The organism is Massilia cellulosiltytica, assembly GCF_047325105.1.
Lineage (GTDB): Bacteria > Pseudomonadota > Gammaproteobacteria > Burkholderiales > Burkholderiaceae_D > Telluria > Telluria orientalis.
Genome location: NZ_CP168562.1, coordinates 5,105,071 through 5,124,352 on the forward strand (window position 1 = coordinate 5,105,071; position 19,282 = coordinate 5,124,352).

The following is a 19,282-nucleotide window of genomic DNA, read 5'->3' on the forward strand; positions in this document are numbered from 1 at the left end:
CAACAACTTTGTATCAGTTTGTAACAGGATTGTCATAAGTACGGCCGAGTCATGCTGTCGTGACAACCTCATACTCCCCGGGGGTATGCTTATTTCCCGTAGACAGTTCTCTTGAGAAACATAGCATCCTCCCCGATACCCCCTCTCAAGTTGTCATTCCGCTACTCAATTCCTAATTGTGCGGCAGCGCATCGTTAATTGCTCTACACTTAAGTTTAAATAAAATACAATGATGTTCTCAGTGAGTTTGTGAGAGAATTGCATTGCGGCTATTGTTGCGATGGGACAACGAACTCAACGAAAGCCACTGATCTTATTGCTCTTAAGTACTAAATTGGAAATTAGTTGTATAATTTAGTAGAAACTTTCATATCCTTACAGGAGTGGAAGTTCCGCCGCGAGCTCTGACAAACCCTCATAGGAATAGTGAATCATGACGAACCAAGTCGGTATCGATATGAACAGCGATTCGGAAAACGACGAACTGCTGCAATACAACCCGAATCGCCTGCTCGACACCCTGATCGAGAACCTGCGCCTGAAGAACGACGCTGCACTGTCGCGCGCCCTGGAAGTTGCGCCGCCGGTGATCTCGAAAATCCGCCACCACCGTCTGCCGGTCGGCGCTTCGCTGCTGATCCGCATGCACGAAGTCTCCGATCTGTCGATCCGTGACCTGCGCTACCTGATGGGCGACCGCCGTGCCAAGTTCCGCATCAGCGACAAGCAGTTCAAGCCGAAAGACAAGGACGGCAACGCAGGCGGCAGCGAGTAATAATGGCACGCACCGGACCGGACGGCGGCCACTGACGCCGCCGCACCGCCCGACTCTGCCGGCCTCCCGAACGATCGGATTGCCGAGTCAGGCATAGTATTTCCCCGCAGCGGATGCGGGATGGGGAAGACCCAGCGCCGAGAACCCGCGCCGGGCACACAAGCAATCAGGCGGGGAACACACCCGTCGACAGATAACGATCACCGCGGTCGCAGACGATGAACACGATCGTCGCATTCTCCACCGTTTGCGAGATACGCAAGGCGATTTCGCAGGCGCCGGCCGCGGAAATACCGCAGAAAATACCCTCTTCGGCCGCCAGGCGGCGTGCCATCTGTTCCGCCGCGGCCTGGGTCACATTCTCGACCTGGTCGATGCGCGATTTATCGAAGATCTTCGGCAGATAGGCTTCCGGCCATTTGCGGATGCCGGGGATCGACGATCCTTCCTCCGGCTGCGCGCCGATGATGCGGATCGCTTCGTTCTGTTCCTTCAGGTAGTGCGACACGCCCATGATGGTGCCGGTCGTGCCCATCGCACTGACGAAGTGGGTGACGCGGCCTTCCGTGTCGCGCCAGATTTCCGGTCCCGTCGTCTCGTAGTGGGCGCGCGGGTTGTCCTGGTTGCCGAACTGGTCGAGAATGATGCCCTGGCCATCTTTCTGCATCTGCTCGGCGAGGTCGCGCGCGTATTCCATGCCGCCCGTCTTCGGCGTCAGGATGATCTGGGCGCCGTACGCGGCCATGCTCTGGCGGCGCTCGATGGACAGGTTGTCCGGCATGACCAGCACCATCTTGTAGCCGCGGATCGCGGCCGCCATCGACAGCGCGATCCCCGTGTTGCCGCTCGTCGCTTCGATCAGCGTGTCGCCGGGCTTGATCTGGCCGCGCGCCTCGGCCCCGCGCAGCATTGACATCGCCGCGCGGTCCTTTACGGAACCCGCCGGGTTGTTGCCTTCGAGCTTGCCGAGGATGATGTTGTTGCGGGCCGCCGCTTCCGGCCCGGGGATGCGCATCAGCCGCACCAGCGGGGTATTGCCGATCGTGTCTTCGATGGTCTTGTATGCCATTGCCTACTCTTTTGCGAACGCGAAACCGACATTCTAATCCGAGTTGACGGGGCGCGTATGGGACCGGCAACCGAAATACTTTTGTACAAAGACAAAACCCCGCGCGGGGCGGGGTTCTCATGCGGCAGGAGCCGGATCAGGTCGCCGATTTGGCGGCCTCGGGTTTGGCTTCCGGCTTGGCCTTCGCGTCGGCCGGCTTGGCGCCGGCCTTGGCGGGTTTGGCGGCCTTGTCAGCCCCCGCGGCAGCCATCGGCGCGCCGTCCTTGGCCTGGCCATTGACCTGCAGGCCGGCCTTCGACAGCTGGGTGGCGCGTTTGTCGGCCACACCTTTCACGCGCTTCTGGAAATCGGCCCAGTCCTTGAACGGACCGGCCTTGGTGCGCTCGTCGATGATTGCCTTCGACATGGCCGGACCGACGCCCTTGACCGAATCCAGCGCGGCGGCATCGGCCTTGTTGACGTCCACCTGGGCGAATGCAAAGCCCATCGACGCCACCAGCGTGGCGACTGCAAGCATCAGCTTCTTGATCATCTCGTATTCTCCGTTATCGTTGGCTTGGTTGGCGGCCGGGGATGGCCGCCTGTTGCCTTAACGGATAAATACGGCGGTAGGTTGACGCCCTGGTTTGCGACCACGCAATCAGGCGTGGCCGTCGTCCTTGCGGCGCTGCGCGAACAGCTCGTCGCGCGTGACGGTCGCGGTGCCCAGCTTGCCGACGACGATGCCGCCCGCGCGGTTCGCCGTCGCCAGCGCTTCCGGCAGCGATACGCCTGCACCCAGCATCGCGGCCATCGTCGCGATGACGGTGTCGCCGGCGCCGGAGACGTCGAACACCTCGCGCGCGTCCGCTTGCACGTGCAGGACCTCGTTCGCCGTGTACAGGCTCATGCCCTCTTCCGAGCGCGTGAGCAGCAGCGCTTCCAGGCCGAGGTCCGTGCGCAGCTTCTGGGCCTTTTCCGTCAACTGGTCTTCCGTCTTCCAGCTGCCGACGATGCGCTTGAGTTCCGACTTGTTCGGCGTGAGCATCGTGGCGCCCGCGTACGGCGTGAAATCGTCGCCCTTCGGGTCGACCATGACCGTCTTGCCGGCCGCGCGCGCGGCGCGGATCATCTCGGCCACATCCACGAGGCTGCCCTTGTTGTAGTCGGACAGGATGATCACGTCGTAGTCCGGCAGCAGCGCCTTGAATTGCGTGAGCTTGTCGCGCAGGATCGTTTCGGTGGGCGCGTCCTCGAAGTCGATACGCACCATCTGCTGCTGGCGGCCGATCACGCGCAGCTTGATGATCGTGGAGATCGCCTCGTCGCGCTTGAGGTAGCTGTGGATGCTCGATTCGCGCAGGATGCGTTCGACGTGGTCGCCCGCCTCGTCGGCACCGACGACGCCCAGCAGGCCGCAATGCGTGCCGAGGGCCGCGGCGTTGCGCGCCACGTTGGCGGCGCCGCCCAGGCGCTCTTCGCGGCGCTCGATGCGCACGACGGGCACCGGCGCTTCCGGAGAAATGCGCGAGACGTCGCCGAACCAGTAGCGGTCGAGCATGACGTCGCCGACGACGAGCAGGCGCACGTTTTCCAGTGGCGGCGTCTCGGCCTGGCGGTAGCTGTCGGTCGGCAGCAGGCGGCTGGGGATCGTTGCGGTCATGCGCGCCTCACTTGCCCGTCAGGACCGAACGGCCGATGCCGTGGTACTCGATGCCCAGGCCCGTCATCAGCGGCGGCTCGAACAGGTTGCGGCCATCGATGATCACCGGGTGCTTCAGGCGCGCCTTGATCTGCTCGAAGTCCGGGCTGCGGAACGCCTTCCATTCGGTGACGATCACCAGGGCTTCGGCGCCGTCCAGCGCTTCCATCGGCGTCTTCTTGAAGTCGACGCGCGCCAGTTGCGCTTCGGAGAGATCCAGCGCCAGCACGCGCTGCGCTTCTTCCATCGCGACCGGATCGTGCACGGCGACGCTGGCGCCCCGCTCGATCAATTCCTTCAGCAGCACGCGCGACGGCGCTTCGCGCATGTCGTCCGTGTTCGGCTTGAAAGCGAGGCCCCAGACGGCGAATGTCATGCCCGTCAGGTCGTCGCCGAAACGCTGCACGACCTTGCGGCCCAGCACCTGCTTCTGGCGGTCGTTGACGGCTTCCACGGCGCGCAGGATCAAGAGTTCCTGGTCGTACTGGCGCGCGGTGCGCTCGAGCGCCTGCACGTCCTTCGGGAAGCACGAGCCGCCGTAGCCGGCGCCCGCGTACAGGAAGCTGTGGCCGATGCGCGGGTCGGAGCCGATGCCGTGGCGGACGGCTTCGATGTCGGCGCCCACCTGGTCGGCGAGGTTCGCCAGTTCGTTCATGAACGAGATGCGGGTCGCGAGCATCGCGTTGGCCGCGTACTTCGTGAATTCGGCCGAGCGCACGTCCATCCAGTAGACGCGTTCGTGGTTGCGGTTGAACGGGGCGTACAGCAGCTTCATGAGGTCGCGCGCGCGCTGGCCCGCGGGGCTGTCGTCGTGGCCGATGACGATGCGGTCGGGACGCATGAAGTCGTCGACGGCGGCGCCTTCCTTCAGGAATTCCGGGTTCGAGACGACGGCGAATTCCATGCTTTCTTCACCACGCGCACGCAGCTCTTCGCGCACGGCGGCGGCGACGCGGTCGGCCGTGCCGACGGGCACCGTGGACTTGTCGACGATGACCTTGTAGCCATCCATGTGGCGGCCGATGTTGCGGGCGGCGGCCAGCACGTACTGCAGGTCGGCGGAACCGTCTTCGTCCGGCGGGGTGCCGACGGCGATGAACTGGAGCTGGCCATGCGCGACGCTGGCGGCGACGTCGGTCGAGAACTGCAGGCGGCCGCTGGCGCGGTTGCGCGCGACGACTTCTTCCAGGCCCGGTTCGTGGATCGGGATGCCGCCGTTGTTCAGCAGGTCGATCTTGCGTTGGTCGACGTCGAGGCAAAAGACGTCGTTGCCGAGTTCCGCCAGGCAGGCGCCGGTCACGAGGCCGACGTAGCCGGTGCCGATAATCGTAATCTTCATGGTTCGCTTTAGCTTAGTTCATCACGTTCAGTTCTTCGGTACGGCGCGGCGGGTAGGTCTCCCACTTGCTGCACCCCGGGCATTGCCAGTAATACTGACGCGCCTTGAAACCACAATGGCTGCACTGGTAGCGCGCCAGCTTCTGCGTGTACCCGTGCACCAGGTTCTTCACCATCGACAGCTCTTCCCACACGTTCGCCGGCGCATCCATCAGGCGCGCTTCCAGCAGCTTGTCGAGACCGAGCAGGGTCGGATTGCGGCGCAGCTCTTCCACCACCAGCTGTTTGGCAGCCTCCACGCCGTTGAGTTCAATGACGGCCTTGAAGACGACCTCGATCAGATCAATCGACGACGCTTCTTCCAGGTAGGAGCGCAGCAGGTTGACGCCTTCCTGCGGGCGGCCGACGGCGCGGTAGCCATCCATCAGGCGCGCGGCGACGAGGGCCACGTGCGGCACGCTTTGCTGCTCCACGCGGCGCCACGTCTTCAGCGCGCCCTCGATGTCGCCTTCGGCCTTGAGCGCATCGCCGCACAACATCGTCGCGCGCACGTTCTTGCGGTCGGCCTGCAGCGCCTTGTCCAGCAGCGCCTTCGCTTCCTCGGACTGCATGTGCACGAGGGCGTCCTGCGCAAGCTCGCAATAGAACTGCGCGATTTCCTTGTGGTGCGCCCCGGCGCCGGATTCCATCAGGCCCTCGGCGGCGGCGATCGCGCGGCGCCACTCCTTTTCGCGCTGGAAGATCTCCAGCAGCGCACGGCGGGCCTGCACGCCGTACTGCGTGTCGACGAGCAGGTTGAACGTCTCTTCGGCGCGGTCCAGCAGGCCCGCCTTCAGGTAGTCCATGCCGAGTTCGTACTGCGCGTGCACCTGCTGCTCGATCGGCAGGTCGGGACGCGACAGCAGGTTCTGGTGGACGCGGATCGCGCGCTCCGTCTCGCCGCGGCGGCGGAACAGGTTACCCAGCGCGAAATGCATGTCGGCGGTTTCCGGATCGAGCTTGACGATCTCGATGAACGCGTCGATGGCCTTGTCCGGCTGTTCGTTGAGGAGGAAATTCAGGCCCTTGAAATAGCCGCGCGGGAGGCTGCGCGATTCGGAGACGAGCTGCTTGATGTCGACGCGGGCGGCGATCCAGCCGAGGGCAAAAAAGACGGGGATGCCGAGCAGCCACCAGATTTCAAATTCCATATGTTGTTCTTATTGATTACTGAATGACGTTCAGGCGCGCGGCGCGACGCTGTCCGGCTGCGGCGCATTGGCGGCGGTACCGGCCGCGCTCTGCAGGGCCTGGATCGTGTGCTTGTGCTGCGAGCTTTCACGCCGGTGCCGGAACACGGTCGGCGTCACGGCCAGGATGCCGAGAAAGGCGCCGGCGATGAAAAACGCGAGCAGCATCAGCACCAGCGGTCCCCGCACCTCGTAATTCAGGAAGAAATGCAGGTCGACCTGGTGCGTGTTCTTCAGCGCGAAACTGAAGAACAGGACGAACAGCAGGCATCCGACGATGGTGGAGACGAGTTTCATCAGCAGGTCCCGAGAGGTAAGACGGCAAAGGCGCAGTGTCGCATATTTGAAACGATATTCCTAGAACGGCCGGCCCGGCCGTTGCTCGCGTGCGGCGTGATTATACGTGGGTTGCACGATTCGGGGTCAGAGCTCATTTTTAGGGAAATTCGGGGTCAGAGCACTTTTCAGGTCATTATCTCTGCAGCAAATTTCTCGTGAGTCCGGTAGCAACTATCGTCTGTGGTTGCTGATGCGCGCGACGCCCGTGCGTTGCGATTGTTCATCAGTAAATTGATCGAAAAAGTGCTCTGACCCCGAATTTTTGCGGAAATGTGCTCTGACCCCGAATTTGAGCAATAAAAAACGGCGCCCCGAGGGACGCCGTTTCGTGAGTCTGTCGCAGACGGATCAGTCTTCGATGATCGGTTGCCCGACCATCGCATCCACCCGCTCGCGCAACTGCTTGCCCGGTTTGAAGTGGGGCACCCGTTTTTCGGGCACCATCACTTTGTCGCCGGACTTCGGGTTGCGGCCGATGCGGGGCGGCCGGCTGTTCAGGGCAAAGCTGCCGAAACCCCGGATCTCGATGCGCTGGCCGCTCGCGAGAGCATTGGTCATCGCATCGAGGATGGTCTTGACGGCGAACTCAGCGTCTTTTGCCACCAGCTGAGAATAGCGCTCGGCCAGGCGGTTGATCAGCTCGGACTTGGTCATCTGCTCACTCTAAGGTTAATTAACCTTTGCTTAGTTCTTGTTATCGAACTTGGCCTTCAGCAGGGCGCCCAGCGAGGTGGTGCCGGTTGCTGCGCTGTTGTCCGAAGCCAGCTTCTGCATGGCTTCCTGGGTGTCGGCGTTGTCCTTGGCCTTGATCGACAGCTGGATGCTGCGTGCCTTGCGGTCGATGTTGATGACCAGGGCTTCGACCTTGTCGCCCACTTTCAGGTGGGTGCCGGCATCTTCCACGCGGTCGCGGGCGATTTCCGAAGCGCGCAGGTAGCCTTCGACTTCCTCGTTCAGCGCGATCACGGCGCCTTTCGGCTCGACCGACTTCACGGTGCCGGTGACCAGGGTGCCCTTGTCATTCAGCGAAGCGAAGTTGTTGAACGGGTCGCCTTCCAGCTGCTTGACGCCCAGCGAGACACGCTCGCGCTCGACGTCGATCGCCAGAACGACGGCTTCCAGCTCGTCACCCTTCTTGAAGCGACGGACCGCTTCTTCGCCGGCTTCCGTCCACGACAGGTCGGACAGATGCACCAGGCCGTCGATGTTGCCCGGCAGGCCGATGAACACGCCGAAGTCGGTGATCGACTTGATCAGACCTTTGACCTTGTCGCCCTTCTTGTGGGTCATGCCGAAGTCGTCCCACGGATTCGCCTTGCACTGCTTCATGCCCAGCGAAATACGACGACGCTCTTCGTCGATTTCCAGGACCATGACTTCGACTTCGTCGCCCAGCTGGACAACCTTGTTCGGCGCCACGTTCTTGTTGGTCCAGTCCATTTCCGAGACGTGCACCAGGCCTTCGATGCCCTGCTCGACTTCCACGAACGCACCGTAGTCGGTCAGGTTCGTGACCTTGCCGAACAGGCGGGTGCCTTGCGGGTAGCGACGCGACAGGCCGGTCCACGGATCGTCGCCCAGTTGCTTGACGCCCAGCGAGACGCGGTTCTTTTCCTGATCGTACTTGAGGACCTTAGCGGTGATCTCTTGACCAACCGACAGGACTTCCGACGGGTGACGCACACGACGCCATGCCAGGTCGGTGATGTGCAGCAGGCCGTCGATGCCGCCCAGGTCGACGAACGCACCGTAGTCGGTGATGTTCTTGACGACGCCGGTGACGACGGTGCCTTCCTTCAGCGTTTCCATCAGCTTCGCACGCTCTTCGCCCATCGATGCTTCGATGACGGCGCGACGCGACAGCACGACGTTGTTACGCTTGCGGTCCAGCTTGATGACCTTGAATTCCAGGGTCTTGCCTTCGAACGGGGTCGTATCCTTGACCGGACGGGTGTCGACCAGCGAACCCGGCAGGAATGCGCGGATGCCGTTGGTCAGGACGGTCAGGCCGCCCTTGACTTTGCCGTTCACGGTACCGGTGACGATCTCGCCCGATTCCATTGCTTTTTCCAGAGCCAGCCACGAAGCCAGGCGCTTGGCCTTGTCGCGCGACAGGATGGTATCGCCGAAACCATTTTCCAGCGATTCGATGGCCACGGAAACGAAGTCACCCACGTTGACTTCCAGTTCGCCCTGGTCATTCTTGAATTCTTCGATGGGGATGAAAGCTTCCGATTTCAGGCCGGCGTTGACGATCACGAAGTTGTGATCCAGACGCACGACTTCGGCGGAGATGACTTCGCCCGAACGCATGTCTTGACGCGCCAGCGACTCTTCGAAGAGTGCTGCGAAGCTTTCCATACCGGTATCTTGATTTGCTGCAGTAGCCATAAGTTTTGAGATGTTAGCCAGCAGATCGGCTATATGCGATCTGAACTGGGTCAAGTTGAACCACACCCGGGACACCCCGGGCACCAAAAAACGCCGCTCTCACGGCAGTCCCTACAACATCAGGGATAAATTCTTGTTAGAACCTCGCCAAATCTACTGCGCGTTACCCCGTCGCCCTGCGATGCTCACTGTACTCTCGTACAGCTGCGCTTCTCCGACAACGGTGCTGCCGCTCGCTACGGTTTTGCGAGGTTCATTCTTAGGGGTGCGCGTACCAGGCGAGCACCTGTTCGACGGCTTCGTCCGCCGTCATCTGCGAGGTATCGAGGATGTGCGCCCCTTCAGCCGGCACCAGCGGGGCCACGGCGCGCTGGGTATCGCGCGCGTCGCGGGCCTGCAAATCCGCCAGCAGATCGTCCATATTAGCAGAAAATCCTTTGTCAATCAATTGCTTATACCGGCGTTGCGCACGTGCCTCAACACTTGCGGTCAGGAACACCTTCAGCTGGGCGCCGGGAAAGATCACGGTGCCCATGTCGCGGCCGTCGGCCACGAGGCCGGGCGTTTCGCGGAAGCTCAGTTGCAAGCCGTATAACGCCTGGCGCACGGCCGGCAGCGCCGCGATCTTCGACGCGGTATTGCCGACTTCTTCCTGGCGGATCGCGTTGCTCACCTCTTCCGTGCCGAGATAGATGTGGCCGCCGTTGAAGCGGACGGGCAGGTGTTCGGCGACCTTGGCGAGCGCGTGCTCGTCGCGCAGGTCGGTGCCGCGGCGCAGTGCGGACAATGCGGTCAGGCGATACAGGGCGCCGGAATCCAGCAGGTGGAAGCCCAGGCGGTCGGCGACCTTGTGGGCCACCGTGCCCTTGCCCGAGGCGGTCGGGCCGTCAATCGTAATGACGGGAATATTCGAGTTCGGCATGTAGTGTGTGTGGTTACCAGTTATCCCATCAGGATAATGTGTCTTGCGCGATTCCGGAAAACGTTTCGAAGTAGTCCGGGAACGTCTTGGCCACACACTTCGGATCGTTGATGCGCATCGCGTTGCCGCGCCGCGCCGCGCCATCCAGCGACGCCAGCGAGAAGCACATCGCCATGCGGTGGTCGTCATAGGTGTCGATCGTCGCATGCGACAGCGTGTCGGGCGGCGTCACGCGGATGTAGTCCGGGCCCTCTTCCACCGTCGCGCCGACCTTGCGCAGCTCCGTCGCCATCGCGGCCAGGCGGTCGGTTTCCTTCACGCGCCAGCTGGCGATGTTGCGCAGCGTGCTCGTGCCGTCCGCGTACAGCGCGGCGACGGCGATCGTCATCGCGGCGTCCGGGATGTGGTTGAAGTCCGCGTCGATCGCTTTCAGCACGCCGTTCGACGTCGCCTCGATCCAGTTGTCGCCCTTCGTGATCGTCGCGCCCATCTGCTCCAGCGCGTCGGCGAAGCGCACGTCGCCCTGGATGGAGTCCTTGCCCACGCCTTCCACGCGCACCGGACCGCCCGCGATGGCGCCCGCGGCCAGGAAGTACGACGCCGACGACGCATCGCCTTCGACGTGGATGCTGCCCGGACTCTGGTACGTCTGGCCCGGCTGCACGGTGAACGACGCCCAGCCGTCCTGGCCGACCGTCACGCCGAAGCGGCGCATCAGGTTCAGCGTGATCTCGATGTACGGCTTCGAAATGAGCTCGCCCACCACCTCGATCGTGACCGGCTTGTCGACCGCCATCAGCGGCGCGGCCATCAGCAGCGCGGTCAGGAACTGGCTCGACACGTTGCCGCGCACGGCGATGCGGTCCGGCTGGACCTTGCCCGCGCGGATGTGCAGCGGCGGATAGCCCGGATTGCCCGTGTATTCGATGTTGGCGCCGACGGCGTTCAGCGCGTCGACCAGGTCGCCGATCGGACGCTCGTGCATGCGCTCGACGCCGTGCAGCGTGTAGTCGCCGCCGATCACGGCCAGCGCCGCCGTCAGCGGGCGGATCGCGGTGCCCGCATTCCCCATGAACAGGTCGGCCTGGCCGACCGGCAGGCGGCCGGCAGCGCCATGCACGACGTGCGTGCGCTCGTCGATCTGTTCCCACTGGATGCCGAGTTTCCTGAGGGCGTCCAGCATGACGGACGTGTCGTCCGACGCGAGCAGGTCGTGGATGGTCGTCGTGCCTTCGGACAGTGCGGCCAGCAGCAACGTGCGGTTCGAGATGCTCTTCGAGCCGGGCAGGCGTACGGTGCCCTGCACGCGCATCACGGGTTCGAGGTCGATGTGCTGGGGATAGATTTTAGCTTGTGTCATTTTCCAGATTCCTGATCGGGCGCCGGCGGCTTTTCCGCGGCTTCGATCGCTTCGGTCCACGCGCGGCGGGCGCGCTGGGCGTTGGCGTAGGTCGCCTCCAGCGCGGGTCCGTCACTGGCGGCGAGCCGCGCGCGAAGGTGTGTCAATTGAGCGAGATAGGCGTCCAGTTCGCCGAGCAGCGCGTCGCGGTTCGCGAGGCTGATGTCACGCCACATTTCCGGCGACGAGCCCGCGATGCGGGTGAAGTCGCGGAAGCCGCTGGCGGCGTACTGGAACAGCAGGTCCGCGTGCGGCTTGTTGGCGATGTCGTCGACGAGCGCGTACGCGAGGAGGTGCGGCAGGTGGCTGACCGCGGCGAACACCTTGTCGTGTTCCTGCGGCGTGAGCATGTGGATGATGGCGCCGCACGTGCGCCACGCGGCGGCCACTTTCTCGACGGCTTCCGCGGCATTTTCCGGCAGCGGCGCGAGCACGGTCTTCTTGCCGCGGTACAGGTCGGGGATCGCCGCATCGGGCCCGTTGGATTCACGGCCCGCGATCGGGTGCCCCGGCACGAACTGGTGGACGCGATCGCCCAGCGCGGCGCGTGCGGCCGCCACGACGTCGGACTTGGTGCTGCCCGCGTCCGTGACGATCGTCTGCGGCTCCAGGTGCGGCAGCAGCGATGCGAGAATCGGTCCCGTCTGCGCGACGGGCGCCGCCAGCAGCACGAGATCTGCGCCACGCATGGCTTCTTGCGGTGACGTCGCGGCCTCGTCGATGATCCCGAGTTCGCGCGCACGCGCCAGCGCCTGCGCGGAGCGTCCCAGGCCCACGATGTGGCCCGCGGCGCCGGCCGCCTTCAGGCCCAGCGCGAACGAGCCGCCGATCAGGCCGACGCCGACGATGACGACTTTCGCGAACATCAGCCGAGCGCCTTCTTCAATGCCTCGACGAAGCGGGCATTCTCTTCCGGCAGGCCGATCGAGATGCGCAGCCATTGCGGCAGGCCGTACGCACCGACCGGACGCACGATCACGCCCTGCTTCAGCAGCGCGAGGTTCACGCGCGCGCCGGCGTCGTCGTCGTCGCCCACTTTCACGAGCACGAAGTTGCCGTAGGACGGGACGTACTCGAGCTTGAGCTCATCGAACGCCGCGGTCAGCTGCCGGTAGCCGGCGCGGTTGTTCTCGGCACCCTTGCGCAGGAATTCTTTATCGTTCAGCGCCGCGATGGCGGCCGCCTGCGCGAGCGAATTCACGTTGAACGGCTGGCGGATGCGGTTCATCAGGTCCGTCACGGCCGGCTGCGCGATGGCGAAACCGACGCGCAGGCCCGCGAGGCCATACGCTTTCGAGAACGTGCGCGAGACGATCAGGTTCGGGTATTTGCGGACCCACTGCGTCGATTCGAACTGGTCCTTCTGCTCGAGGTATTCGTTATAGGCCTCGTCCAGCACGACGACGACGGACGCCGGCACCTTGGCCAGGAACGCCTCGATCTCGGGTGCGGAGATGAACGTGCCGGTCGGGTTGTTCGGGTTGGCGATGTAGACGAGACGGGTGTCCGCATCGATCGCGGCCGCCATCGCATCGAGGTCGTGGCCGTAGTTCCTGGCGGGCACGACGATGCCGCGCGCGCCCACGCCCTGGGTGGCCAGCGCGTACACGGCGAACGAATACTGCGCATAGACGACGGCCTGGCCCTTTTGCACGAACGCGTGCGCGGCGATCTCGAGGATGTCGTTGGAGCCGTTGCCGAGCGTGATCCAGTCGGCCGGCACGTCGTAGCGCTTGGCCAGCGCGGCCTTCAGCTCGAAGCCGTTGGCGTCCGGGTAGCGGCCGAGTTCCGCGGCGGCGGCGGCCATCGCGGCCTTGGCCGACTCGGGGATGCCGAACGGGTTTTCGTTGGACGCCAGTTTGACGATACTGGCTTCATCGAGGCCGAACTCGCGGGCGACTTCGGAAATGGGTTTGCCGGCCTGGTAAGGGGCGATGGCGCGGACGTAATCGGGACCGAATTGCGACATGGGATTCTCTTGGCTGTAGTGTGAATGATTCAGAGGCCGACGGGATAGGATCCCAATACCTTGAAGAAGGCGGCGTTGTCCTTGAGCTCTTCGAGCGCGCGGCCGACGGCGGCATCGGCGATGTGGCCTTCGACGTCGACGTAGAAGTAGTACTCCCACGTGCCGATGCGCGCGGGACGCGATTCGAAACGCGTCATCGACACGCCGTGCTTCGCGAGCGGCGCGAGCAGGCTGTAGACGGCGCCGGCCTTGTTCGGCACGGCCAGCACGATCGACGTGCGGTCCTTGCCGGACGGGCCCGTGGCCTGGCTGCCGATGATCAGGAAGCGCGTGCGGTTGTGCGGGTCGTCCTGGATGTGCGCCTGGACGACGCCCAGCTTGTACTGTTCGCCCGCCATCTCGCTCGCGATCGCGGCGATGGTCGGATCCTGGCTCGCCAGCACGGCCGCTTCCGCGTTCGACGCGACGGCGCGGCGCTCGATGCCGGGGTGGTGCAGGTTGAGCCACACCTGGCACTGGGCCAGCGCCTGCGAATGCGCGCACACGACCTTCACGCCGTCCATGCTGCCCGTCTTCGTCATGAGGCTGTGGTGCACGGGGATCGAGACTTCGCCGCTGATGATCGTCGTCGTCGCGAGCATCAGGTCGAGCGTGCGGTTGATGGCGCCCTCGGACGAGTTCTCGACCGGGACGACGCCATAGTCGGCGGTGCCGGCCTCGGTGGCGCGGAACACTTCGTCGATCGACACGCACGGCAGGCCTTCGACGGCGCTGCCGAACTGCTGGAACACGGCCTGTTCGCTGAACGTGCCGGTGGGGCCGAGGAAGGCGACCGTCACGCGCTTTTCCAGCGCGCGGCAGGACGACATGATCTCGCGGAAGATGGTCTGCACGTCCTGGTTCTTCAGCGGACCGGGATTGCGCTCGGCGACGCCGCGCAGCACCTGCGCTTCGCGTTCGGGGCGGAACACGGGGGCGTTGGTCTCGGCCTTCACGTGGCCGACTTCCTGCGCGACCCTGCCGCGGCGTGAAAGGAGTTCGAGGATTTGCGCGTCGATCGCATCGATCTGTTCGCGCAGGGGTTTGAGTTTGTCTGTCATCGTCTGCTCATGGGTTTCGGTTCGCCCGTCATCCCCGCGGACGCGGGGATCCATGCTGATTACCCGAAGTCGCGGCATGGGCATCGCCACGTTGCCGACAAGGGTACGCTCAGCATGGGTTCCCGCCTGCGCGGGAACGACGAGGATGCGGCGACTCAGCGCCCCGCGAACTCGTTCAAATAATCGACCAGGGCTTGCACACCCTCGATCGGCATCGCGTTGTAGATCGATGCCCGCATACCGCCGACGGACTTGTGGCCCTTCAGTTGCAGCAGGCCGCGCGCTTTGGCGCCGGCCAGGAATTGTTCGTTCAGTGATTCATCGCGCAGGTAGAACGGTACGTTCATGCGCGAGCGATATTCGGGCGCCACACGATTCTGGTAGAAGTCGTCGGCGTCCAGCGCCGCGTACAGCAGGCGCGCTTTTTCGATGTTGCGGCGTTCCATCTCGGCCACGCCGCCCTGATTTTTCAGATGCGCGAACACGAGGCCCGCGATATAGATGCCGTACGTCGGCGGCGTGTTCAGCATCGACTCCGCCTCCGCCACCGCGCGCCAGTTGAACACACCCGGGCAGATCGGCAGCGCGTGGTCGAGCAGGTCCTCGCGCACGATCGTGATCGTCAGGCCCGCCGGGCCGATGTTCTTTTGCGCGCCGGCGAAAATCACGCCGTACTTCGACACGTCGACCTGGCGCGACAGGATGTGCGAGGACATGTCCGCGACGAGCGGCGTATCGCCTTGCACCGTCGGCACGTAACCGATCTCGACGCCGTCGATGGTCTCGTTCGTGCACAGGTGCAGGTAAGCCGCGTCGGCGCTCAGCTGCCACGTCTCCTGCGGCGGCACGGTCGTGAAGCGGCTCGCCTCGCCCGACGCCGCCACGTTCACGTTCGCATAGCGCTTCGCTTCCTTGATCGACTTGCCGGACCACGAACCCGTGTGGACGAAGTCGATGGTCGCCGGCTGGGGTTTGCGGCCCACCATGTTCATCGGGATGATGGCGTTCTGGCCGAGGCCACCGCCCTGCAGGAACAGGACCTTGTAGTTGTCCGGGACGCCCAGCAGTTCGCGGAAATCGGCTTCGGCCTGCTTGGCGATCGAAATGAACTCCGGGCCGCGATGGCTCATCTCCATCACGGACATGCCGCTGCCGTGCCAGTCGAGCATCTCGTCGGCTGCCTGGCGCAGCACTTCTTTCGGCAGGACGGCCGGGCCGGCGGAGAAGTTGTACACCTGGGTCATCGTCCGCTCCTTACTTGCCGACGATGCTTTGCGCGCTCTGCGCCATCATTTTCTGCACGCGCGGCATCATCACGCGGTTGCTGATCTCCATGCTGCGGGTCATCAGCGTCGGCATGTTCGCCAGCATCTTCTGGCCCAGCGGCGACGCGTAGAACGCGGACAGCTGGCGAATCTCGTCCAGCGTATAGGTCTCGGCGTACAGCGGCACCATTTCGGCCAGCATGTCGTCGACGAGGGTCGGGTCGCTGAATACGCCGTGCATCTGCGCGGTCAGCGTGGGCAGCGCTTCCTGCAGCTTCTTGTGCGCCTCGGCCTTCTTCTCCGCGGAGAGCGTGGCGTCGCTGTCGATCATCGCATTCATCGACGCGGCGATCTGGGTCGGCATCTGCTGGTCCGCCTGCTTCAACGACGCCTGCATCACGTCGCGGATCTTCATCGACGCCAGCATCTGCTTGGTGGCGGCGACGACGGTCGGATCGGCTGACGGCACCGGCGTCGCGGCGAACGCGGCAGGAGAGCAAATGACGAGGGCGGAGGCGATGGCGACGAGAGATTTCTTCACGGATGTCCTTGATGATGGCTGGTGCGGGGGCTTGCAATCCCGGCATGACAATGCGGGTTCCTCGATTTTCGCACGAAACTTGCAAAAAATCCTCAACAGGCCCCATTTCGACGGCATATGACACGTCGCCCCGCGGAGGCGGGGCCCAAGTTTTGCATCCAGGCTGCTCGAAATTGGGTTCCCGCCTGCGCGGGAACGACGGTCATCATCATGCCGGGGGCAAAAAAAGCCGCCGAGACGCGAGCATCAGGGCGGCTTTTGGCTGATATGACACGTCGCCCCCGCGGAGGCGGGGCCCAAGTTTTGCGTCCAGGCTGCTCGAAATTGGGTTCCCGCCTGCGCGGGAACGACGGTTAGTCAAAGTTTCGACCAGTAAAAAAGCCGCCAGGACGCAAGCGTCAGGGCGGCTTTCCGATGGACTATCCGGCTTATTCCGGCGCCGGCTCCAGTTCCGTTTCCTCGAGGTCGGTCTCGACCACGCGCTGCAGGCCGGACAGCTTGGTGCCGTCTTCCACCGCGATCAGGGTCACGCCCTGGGTGGCGCGGCCCATCTCGCGGATCTCGGCCACGCGAGTCCGGATCAGCACGCCGCCGGTCGTGATCAGCATGATCTCGTCCGTCTCCTCGACCAGCGTCGCGGCGACCACCTTGCCGTTACGCTCGGACGTCTGGATCGCGATCATGCCCTTCGTGCCGCGGCCGTGGCGCGTGTACTCCGTGATCGGGGTGCGCTTGCCGAAGCCGTTTTCCGTCGCGGTCAGCACGGACTGCTGCTCGTTCTCGGCGACCAGCAGCGCGATCACGTTCTGGCCCTCTTCCAGGTTCATGCCGCGCACGCCGCGCGCCGTGCGGCCCATCGGACGCACGTCGTTCTCGTCGAAGCGCACGGCCTTGCCGGCGTCCGAGAACAGCATCACGTCGTGCTTGCCGTCCGTGAGCGCGGCGCCGATCAGGAAGTCGCCATCGTCCAGGTCGACCGCGATGATGCCGGCCTTGCGCGGATTGCTGAAGTCGCGCAGCGGCGTCTTCTTGACGGTGCCGAGGCTCGTCGACATGAACACGTAGTGGTCTTCCGGGAACGTCGAGTTCTCGCCCGATAGCGGCAGGATCACGGTGATCTTCTCGCCATCCTGCAGCGGGAACATGTTCACGATCGGCTTGCCGCGCGAGTTGCGCGAACCCTGCGGCACTTCCCACACCTTCAGCCAGTACATCCGGCCGCGGTTGCTGAAGCACAGCATGTAGTCGTGCGTGTTCGCGATGAACAGCTGGTCGATCCAGTCCTCGTCCTTCGTTGCCATCGCCTGCTTGCCGCGGCCGCCGCGCTTCTGCGCGCGGTATTCGGAAATCGGCTGCGACTTCATGTAGCCCGTGTGCGACAGGGTCACGACCATGTCCTGCGGCGTGATCAGGTCTTCCGTTTCCAGGTCGGACGCATTGTGCTCGATGGCTGAACGGCGGGTGTCCTTGCCGTTGTCCGCGTAGTCCGATTTGATCTGCGCCATCTCGTCGACGATGATGCTCGTGACGCGCTCCGGGCGGGCCAGGATGTCGAGCAGGTCGGCGATGTGCAGCATCACTTCCTTGTACTCGTTGACGATCTTGTCCTGCTCCAGGCCGGTCAGGCGCTGCAGGCGCATCTGCAGGATTTCCTGGGCCTGCTCGTCCGACAGTTTATAGAGGCCGTCCTGCTGCATGCCGTAGTGCTTCGGCAGGTGCTCGGGACGGAACGCCTCGATGCCGCCGGATGCGCCGAGTTCGGTGCGCGACAGCATTTCGCGCACGAGAGACGAATCCCATGCGCGCGACATCAGTTCCGTCTTCGCGACCGGCGGCGTCGGCGCGGCCTTGATGATCGCGATGAAGTCGTCGATGTTCGCCAGCGCGACCGCGAGGCCTTCCAGCATGTGGCCGCGTTCGCGTGCCTTGCGCAGCTCGAACACGGTGCGGCGCGTGACCACTTCGCGGCGGTGCGACAGGAAGCACTCCAGCATCTGCTTCAGGTTCAGCAGCTTCGGCTGGCCGTTGACGAGGGCCACCATGTTCATGCCGAACGTGTCTTGCAGCTGGGTCTGCTTGTACAGGTTGTTCAGCACGACTTCCGGCACTTCACCGCGCTTGAGCTCGATGACGACGCGCATGCCGGATTTGTCGGACTCGTCGCGGATGTCGGAAATGCCTTCCAGCTTCTTGTCGCGCACGTTTTCGGCGATGCGCTCCAGCAGCGACTTCTTGTTGACCTGGTACGGCAGCTCATCGACGATGATCGCGATGCGGCCGCCGTCCTTGCCGTATTCCTCGAAGTGGGTCTTGGCGCGCATCACGACGCGGCCGCGGCCCGTGCGATAGCCGTCGCGCACGCCCGAGACGCCGTAGATGATGCCGGCCGTCGGGAAGTCCGGCGCCGGGATCAGCTCGATCAGCTCGTCGATCGTGCAGTCCGGGTTCCGCAGCACGTGCATGGCGCCGCTGATCACTTCGGACAGGTTGTGCGGCGGGATGTTCGTCGCCATGCCGACCGCGATACCGGACGAACCGTTGATCAGCAGGTTCGGGATCTTCGTCGGGAGGACGGTCGGTTCTTTTTCCTTGCCGTCATAGTTCGGCTGGAAGTCGACGGTGTCCTTGTCGATGTCGGCCAGCAGCTCGTTCGAGATCTTGTCCAGGCGGCACTCGGTGTAACGCATCGCCGCGGCGGAGTCGCCGTCGATCGAGCCGAAGTTGCCCTGCCCGTCCACGAGCGTGTAGCGCAGCGAGAAGTCCTGGGCCATGCGGACCAGGGTGTCGTAGATCGACGCGTCGCCGTGCGGGTGGTACTTACCCATCGTGTCGCCGACCACGCGCGCGCACTTCAGGTAAGGACGGTTCCACACGTTGTTCATCTCGTGCATCGCGTAGAGCACGCGGCGGTGCACGGGCTTCAAGCCGTCGCGCACGTCCGGCAGAGCACGGCCCACGATCACGCTCATGGCGTAATCGAGGTAGCTCTTGCGCATCTCTTCTTCCAGGGAAATTGGAACTGTTTCTTTTGCGAATTGATCCATTGTGCGGGTCGGCGCCTTCAGGCTGATAAGTGATATTCCAAGCCCATGATTTTACCACGGCAGCCCTAGCAATAACCTATTTCAGCGGCAAGCGGCCGTGATAGCAAACTGGCACAATTAGCCCTTTGACACATGCCTGTCATAAACATTCGTCAAGCTTGCGTGCGACTCCCGACACCTTGTTGCGCAGAAACAACGCGACAAATAGCATGCACGGCAA

General features: G+C 63.7%; 17 protein-coding genes. 1 reads left to right on the forward strand and 16 read right to left on the reverse strand.

The window, feature by feature from the left end:
• Positions 1-433: 433 nt before the first annotated feature.
• A complete protein-coding gene (locus ACEN9H_RS22240; protein WP_082577546.1) occupies positions 434-775 on the forward strand; it encodes a hypothetical protein in 342 nt (113 codons plus the stop codon).
• 166 nt (positions 776-941) lie between these two features.
• On the opposite strand, the gene cysM is transcribed toward ACEN9H_RS22240, so the two are convergent.
• The 16 genes from cysM to gyrA form a co-directional block, all read right to left on the reverse strand.
• Positions 942-1,844: a cysteine synthase CysM gene (cysM, locus tag ACEN9H_RS22245; protein WP_413672114.1), complete on the reverse strand. Its 903-nt coding sequence runs from the start codon at positions 1,842-1,844 to the stop codon at positions 942-944.
• Between the two features lie 136 nt (positions 1,845-1,980).
• Positions 1,981-2,376, reverse strand: coding sequence for a ComEA family DNA-binding protein (locus ACEN9H_RS22250; RefSeq protein WP_371764787.1), 396 nt, complete (start codon positions 2,374-2,376; stop codon positions 1,981-1,983).
• Between the two features lie 108 nt (positions 2,377-2,484).
• Positions 2,485-3,486 (reverse strand): D-glycero-beta-D-manno-heptose-7-phosphate kinase, encoded by a 1,002-nt coding sequence (gene rfaE1, locus ACEN9H_RS22255; protein WP_413672115.1) that lies wholly within the window; start codon positions 3,484-3,486, stop codon positions 2,485-2,487.
• Between the two features lie 7 nt (positions 3,487-3,493).
• Complete coding sequence (locus ACEN9H_RS22260; protein WP_056129570.1) at positions 3,494-4,864, reverse strand: UDP-glucose dehydrogenase family protein; 1,371 nt, start codon at positions 4,862-4,864, stop codon at positions 3,494-3,496.
• Positions 4,865-4,877: 13 nt separating this feature from the next.
• A complete protein-coding gene (lapB, locus tag ACEN9H_RS22265) occupies positions 4,878-6,053 on the reverse strand; it encodes a lipopolysaccharide assembly protein LapB (protein ID WP_056129567.1) in 1,176 nt (391 codons plus the stop codon).
• 30 nt (positions 6,054-6,083) lie between these two features.
• Positions 6,084-6,389 (reverse strand): lipopolysaccharide assembly LapA domain-containing protein, encoded by a 306-nt coding sequence (locus ACEN9H_RS22270; protein ID WP_056129565.1) that lies wholly within the window; start codon positions 6,387-6,389, stop codon positions 6,084-6,086.
• 390 nt (positions 6,390-6,779) lie between these two features.
• The gene (locus ACEN9H_RS22275) at positions 6,780-7,085 is read right to left on the reverse strand and encodes an integration host factor subunit beta (protein WP_036237327.1); all 306 of its coding nucleotides are present in this window, start codon (positions 7,083-7,085) and stop codon (positions 6,780-6,782) included.
• Between the two features lie 30 nt (positions 7,086-7,115).
• Positions 7,116-8,822 (reverse strand): 30S ribosomal protein S1, encoded by a 1,707-nt coding sequence (rpsA, locus tag ACEN9H_RS22280; RefSeq protein ID WP_082577547.1) that lies wholly within the window; start codon positions 8,820-8,822, stop codon positions 7,116-7,118.
• 259 nt (positions 8,823-9,081) lie between these two features.
• Positions 9,082-9,744 (reverse strand): (d)CMP kinase, encoded by a 663-nt coding sequence (cmk, locus tag ACEN9H_RS22285; RefSeq protein ID WP_036237329.1) that lies wholly within the window; start codon positions 9,742-9,744, stop codon positions 9,082-9,084.
• Positions 9,745-9,772: 28 nt separating this feature from the next.
• Positions 9,773-11,104 carry a 3-phosphoshikimate 1-carboxyvinyltransferase gene (gene aroA, locus ACEN9H_RS22290; RefSeq protein ID WP_413672116.1) on the reverse strand — a complete coding sequence of 444 codons (1,332 nt, stop codon included), beginning with the start codon at positions 11,102-11,104 and terminating at the stop codon, positions 9,773-9,775.
• Positions 11,101-12,009 carry a prephenate dehydrogenase gene (locus tag ACEN9H_RS22295; protein ID WP_413672117.1) on the reverse strand — a complete coding sequence of 303 codons (909 nt, stop codon included), beginning with the start codon at positions 12,007-12,009 and terminating at the stop codon, positions 11,101-11,103. Before ACEN9H_RS22295 ends, aroA begins: the two co-directional genes overlap by 4 nt.
• Positions 12,009-13,112: a histidinol-phosphate transaminase gene (gene hisC, locus ACEN9H_RS22300; RefSeq protein ID WP_413672118.1), complete on the reverse strand. Its 1,104-nt coding sequence runs from the start codon at positions 13,110-13,112 to the stop codon at positions 12,009-12,011. Before hisC ends, ACEN9H_RS22295 begins: the two co-directional genes overlap by 1 nt.
• A 29-nt stretch (positions 13,113-13,141) precedes the next feature.
• Positions 13,142-14,212 carry a prephenate dehydratase gene (gene pheA, locus ACEN9H_RS22305; protein WP_056129552.1) on the reverse strand — a complete coding sequence of 357 codons (1,071 nt, stop codon included), beginning with the start codon at positions 14,210-14,212 and terminating at the stop codon, positions 13,142-13,144.
• A 155-nt stretch (positions 14,213-14,367) separates the two neighbouring features.
• Positions 14,368-15,456: a 3-phosphoserine/phosphohydroxythreonine transaminase gene (gene serC / locus ACEN9H_RS22310; protein ID WP_413672119.1), complete on the reverse strand. Its 1,089-nt coding sequence runs from the start codon at positions 15,454-15,456 to the stop codon at positions 14,368-14,370.
• A gap of 10 nt (positions 15,457-15,466) precedes the next feature.
• Positions 15,467-16,018 carry a DUF2059 domain-containing protein gene (locus tag ACEN9H_RS22315; protein ID WP_413672120.1) on the reverse strand — a complete coding sequence of 184 codons (552 nt, stop codon included), beginning with the start codon at positions 16,016-16,018 and terminating at the stop codon, positions 15,467-15,469.
• Positions 16,019-16,446: 428 nt separating this feature from the next.
• Entirely contained in the window at positions 16,447-19,062 is a 2,616-nt protein-coding gene (gene gyrA, locus ACEN9H_RS22320) for a DNA gyrase subunit A (protein WP_056129545.1), read from the reverse strand.
• Positions 19,063-19,282: the final 220 nt, after the last annotated feature.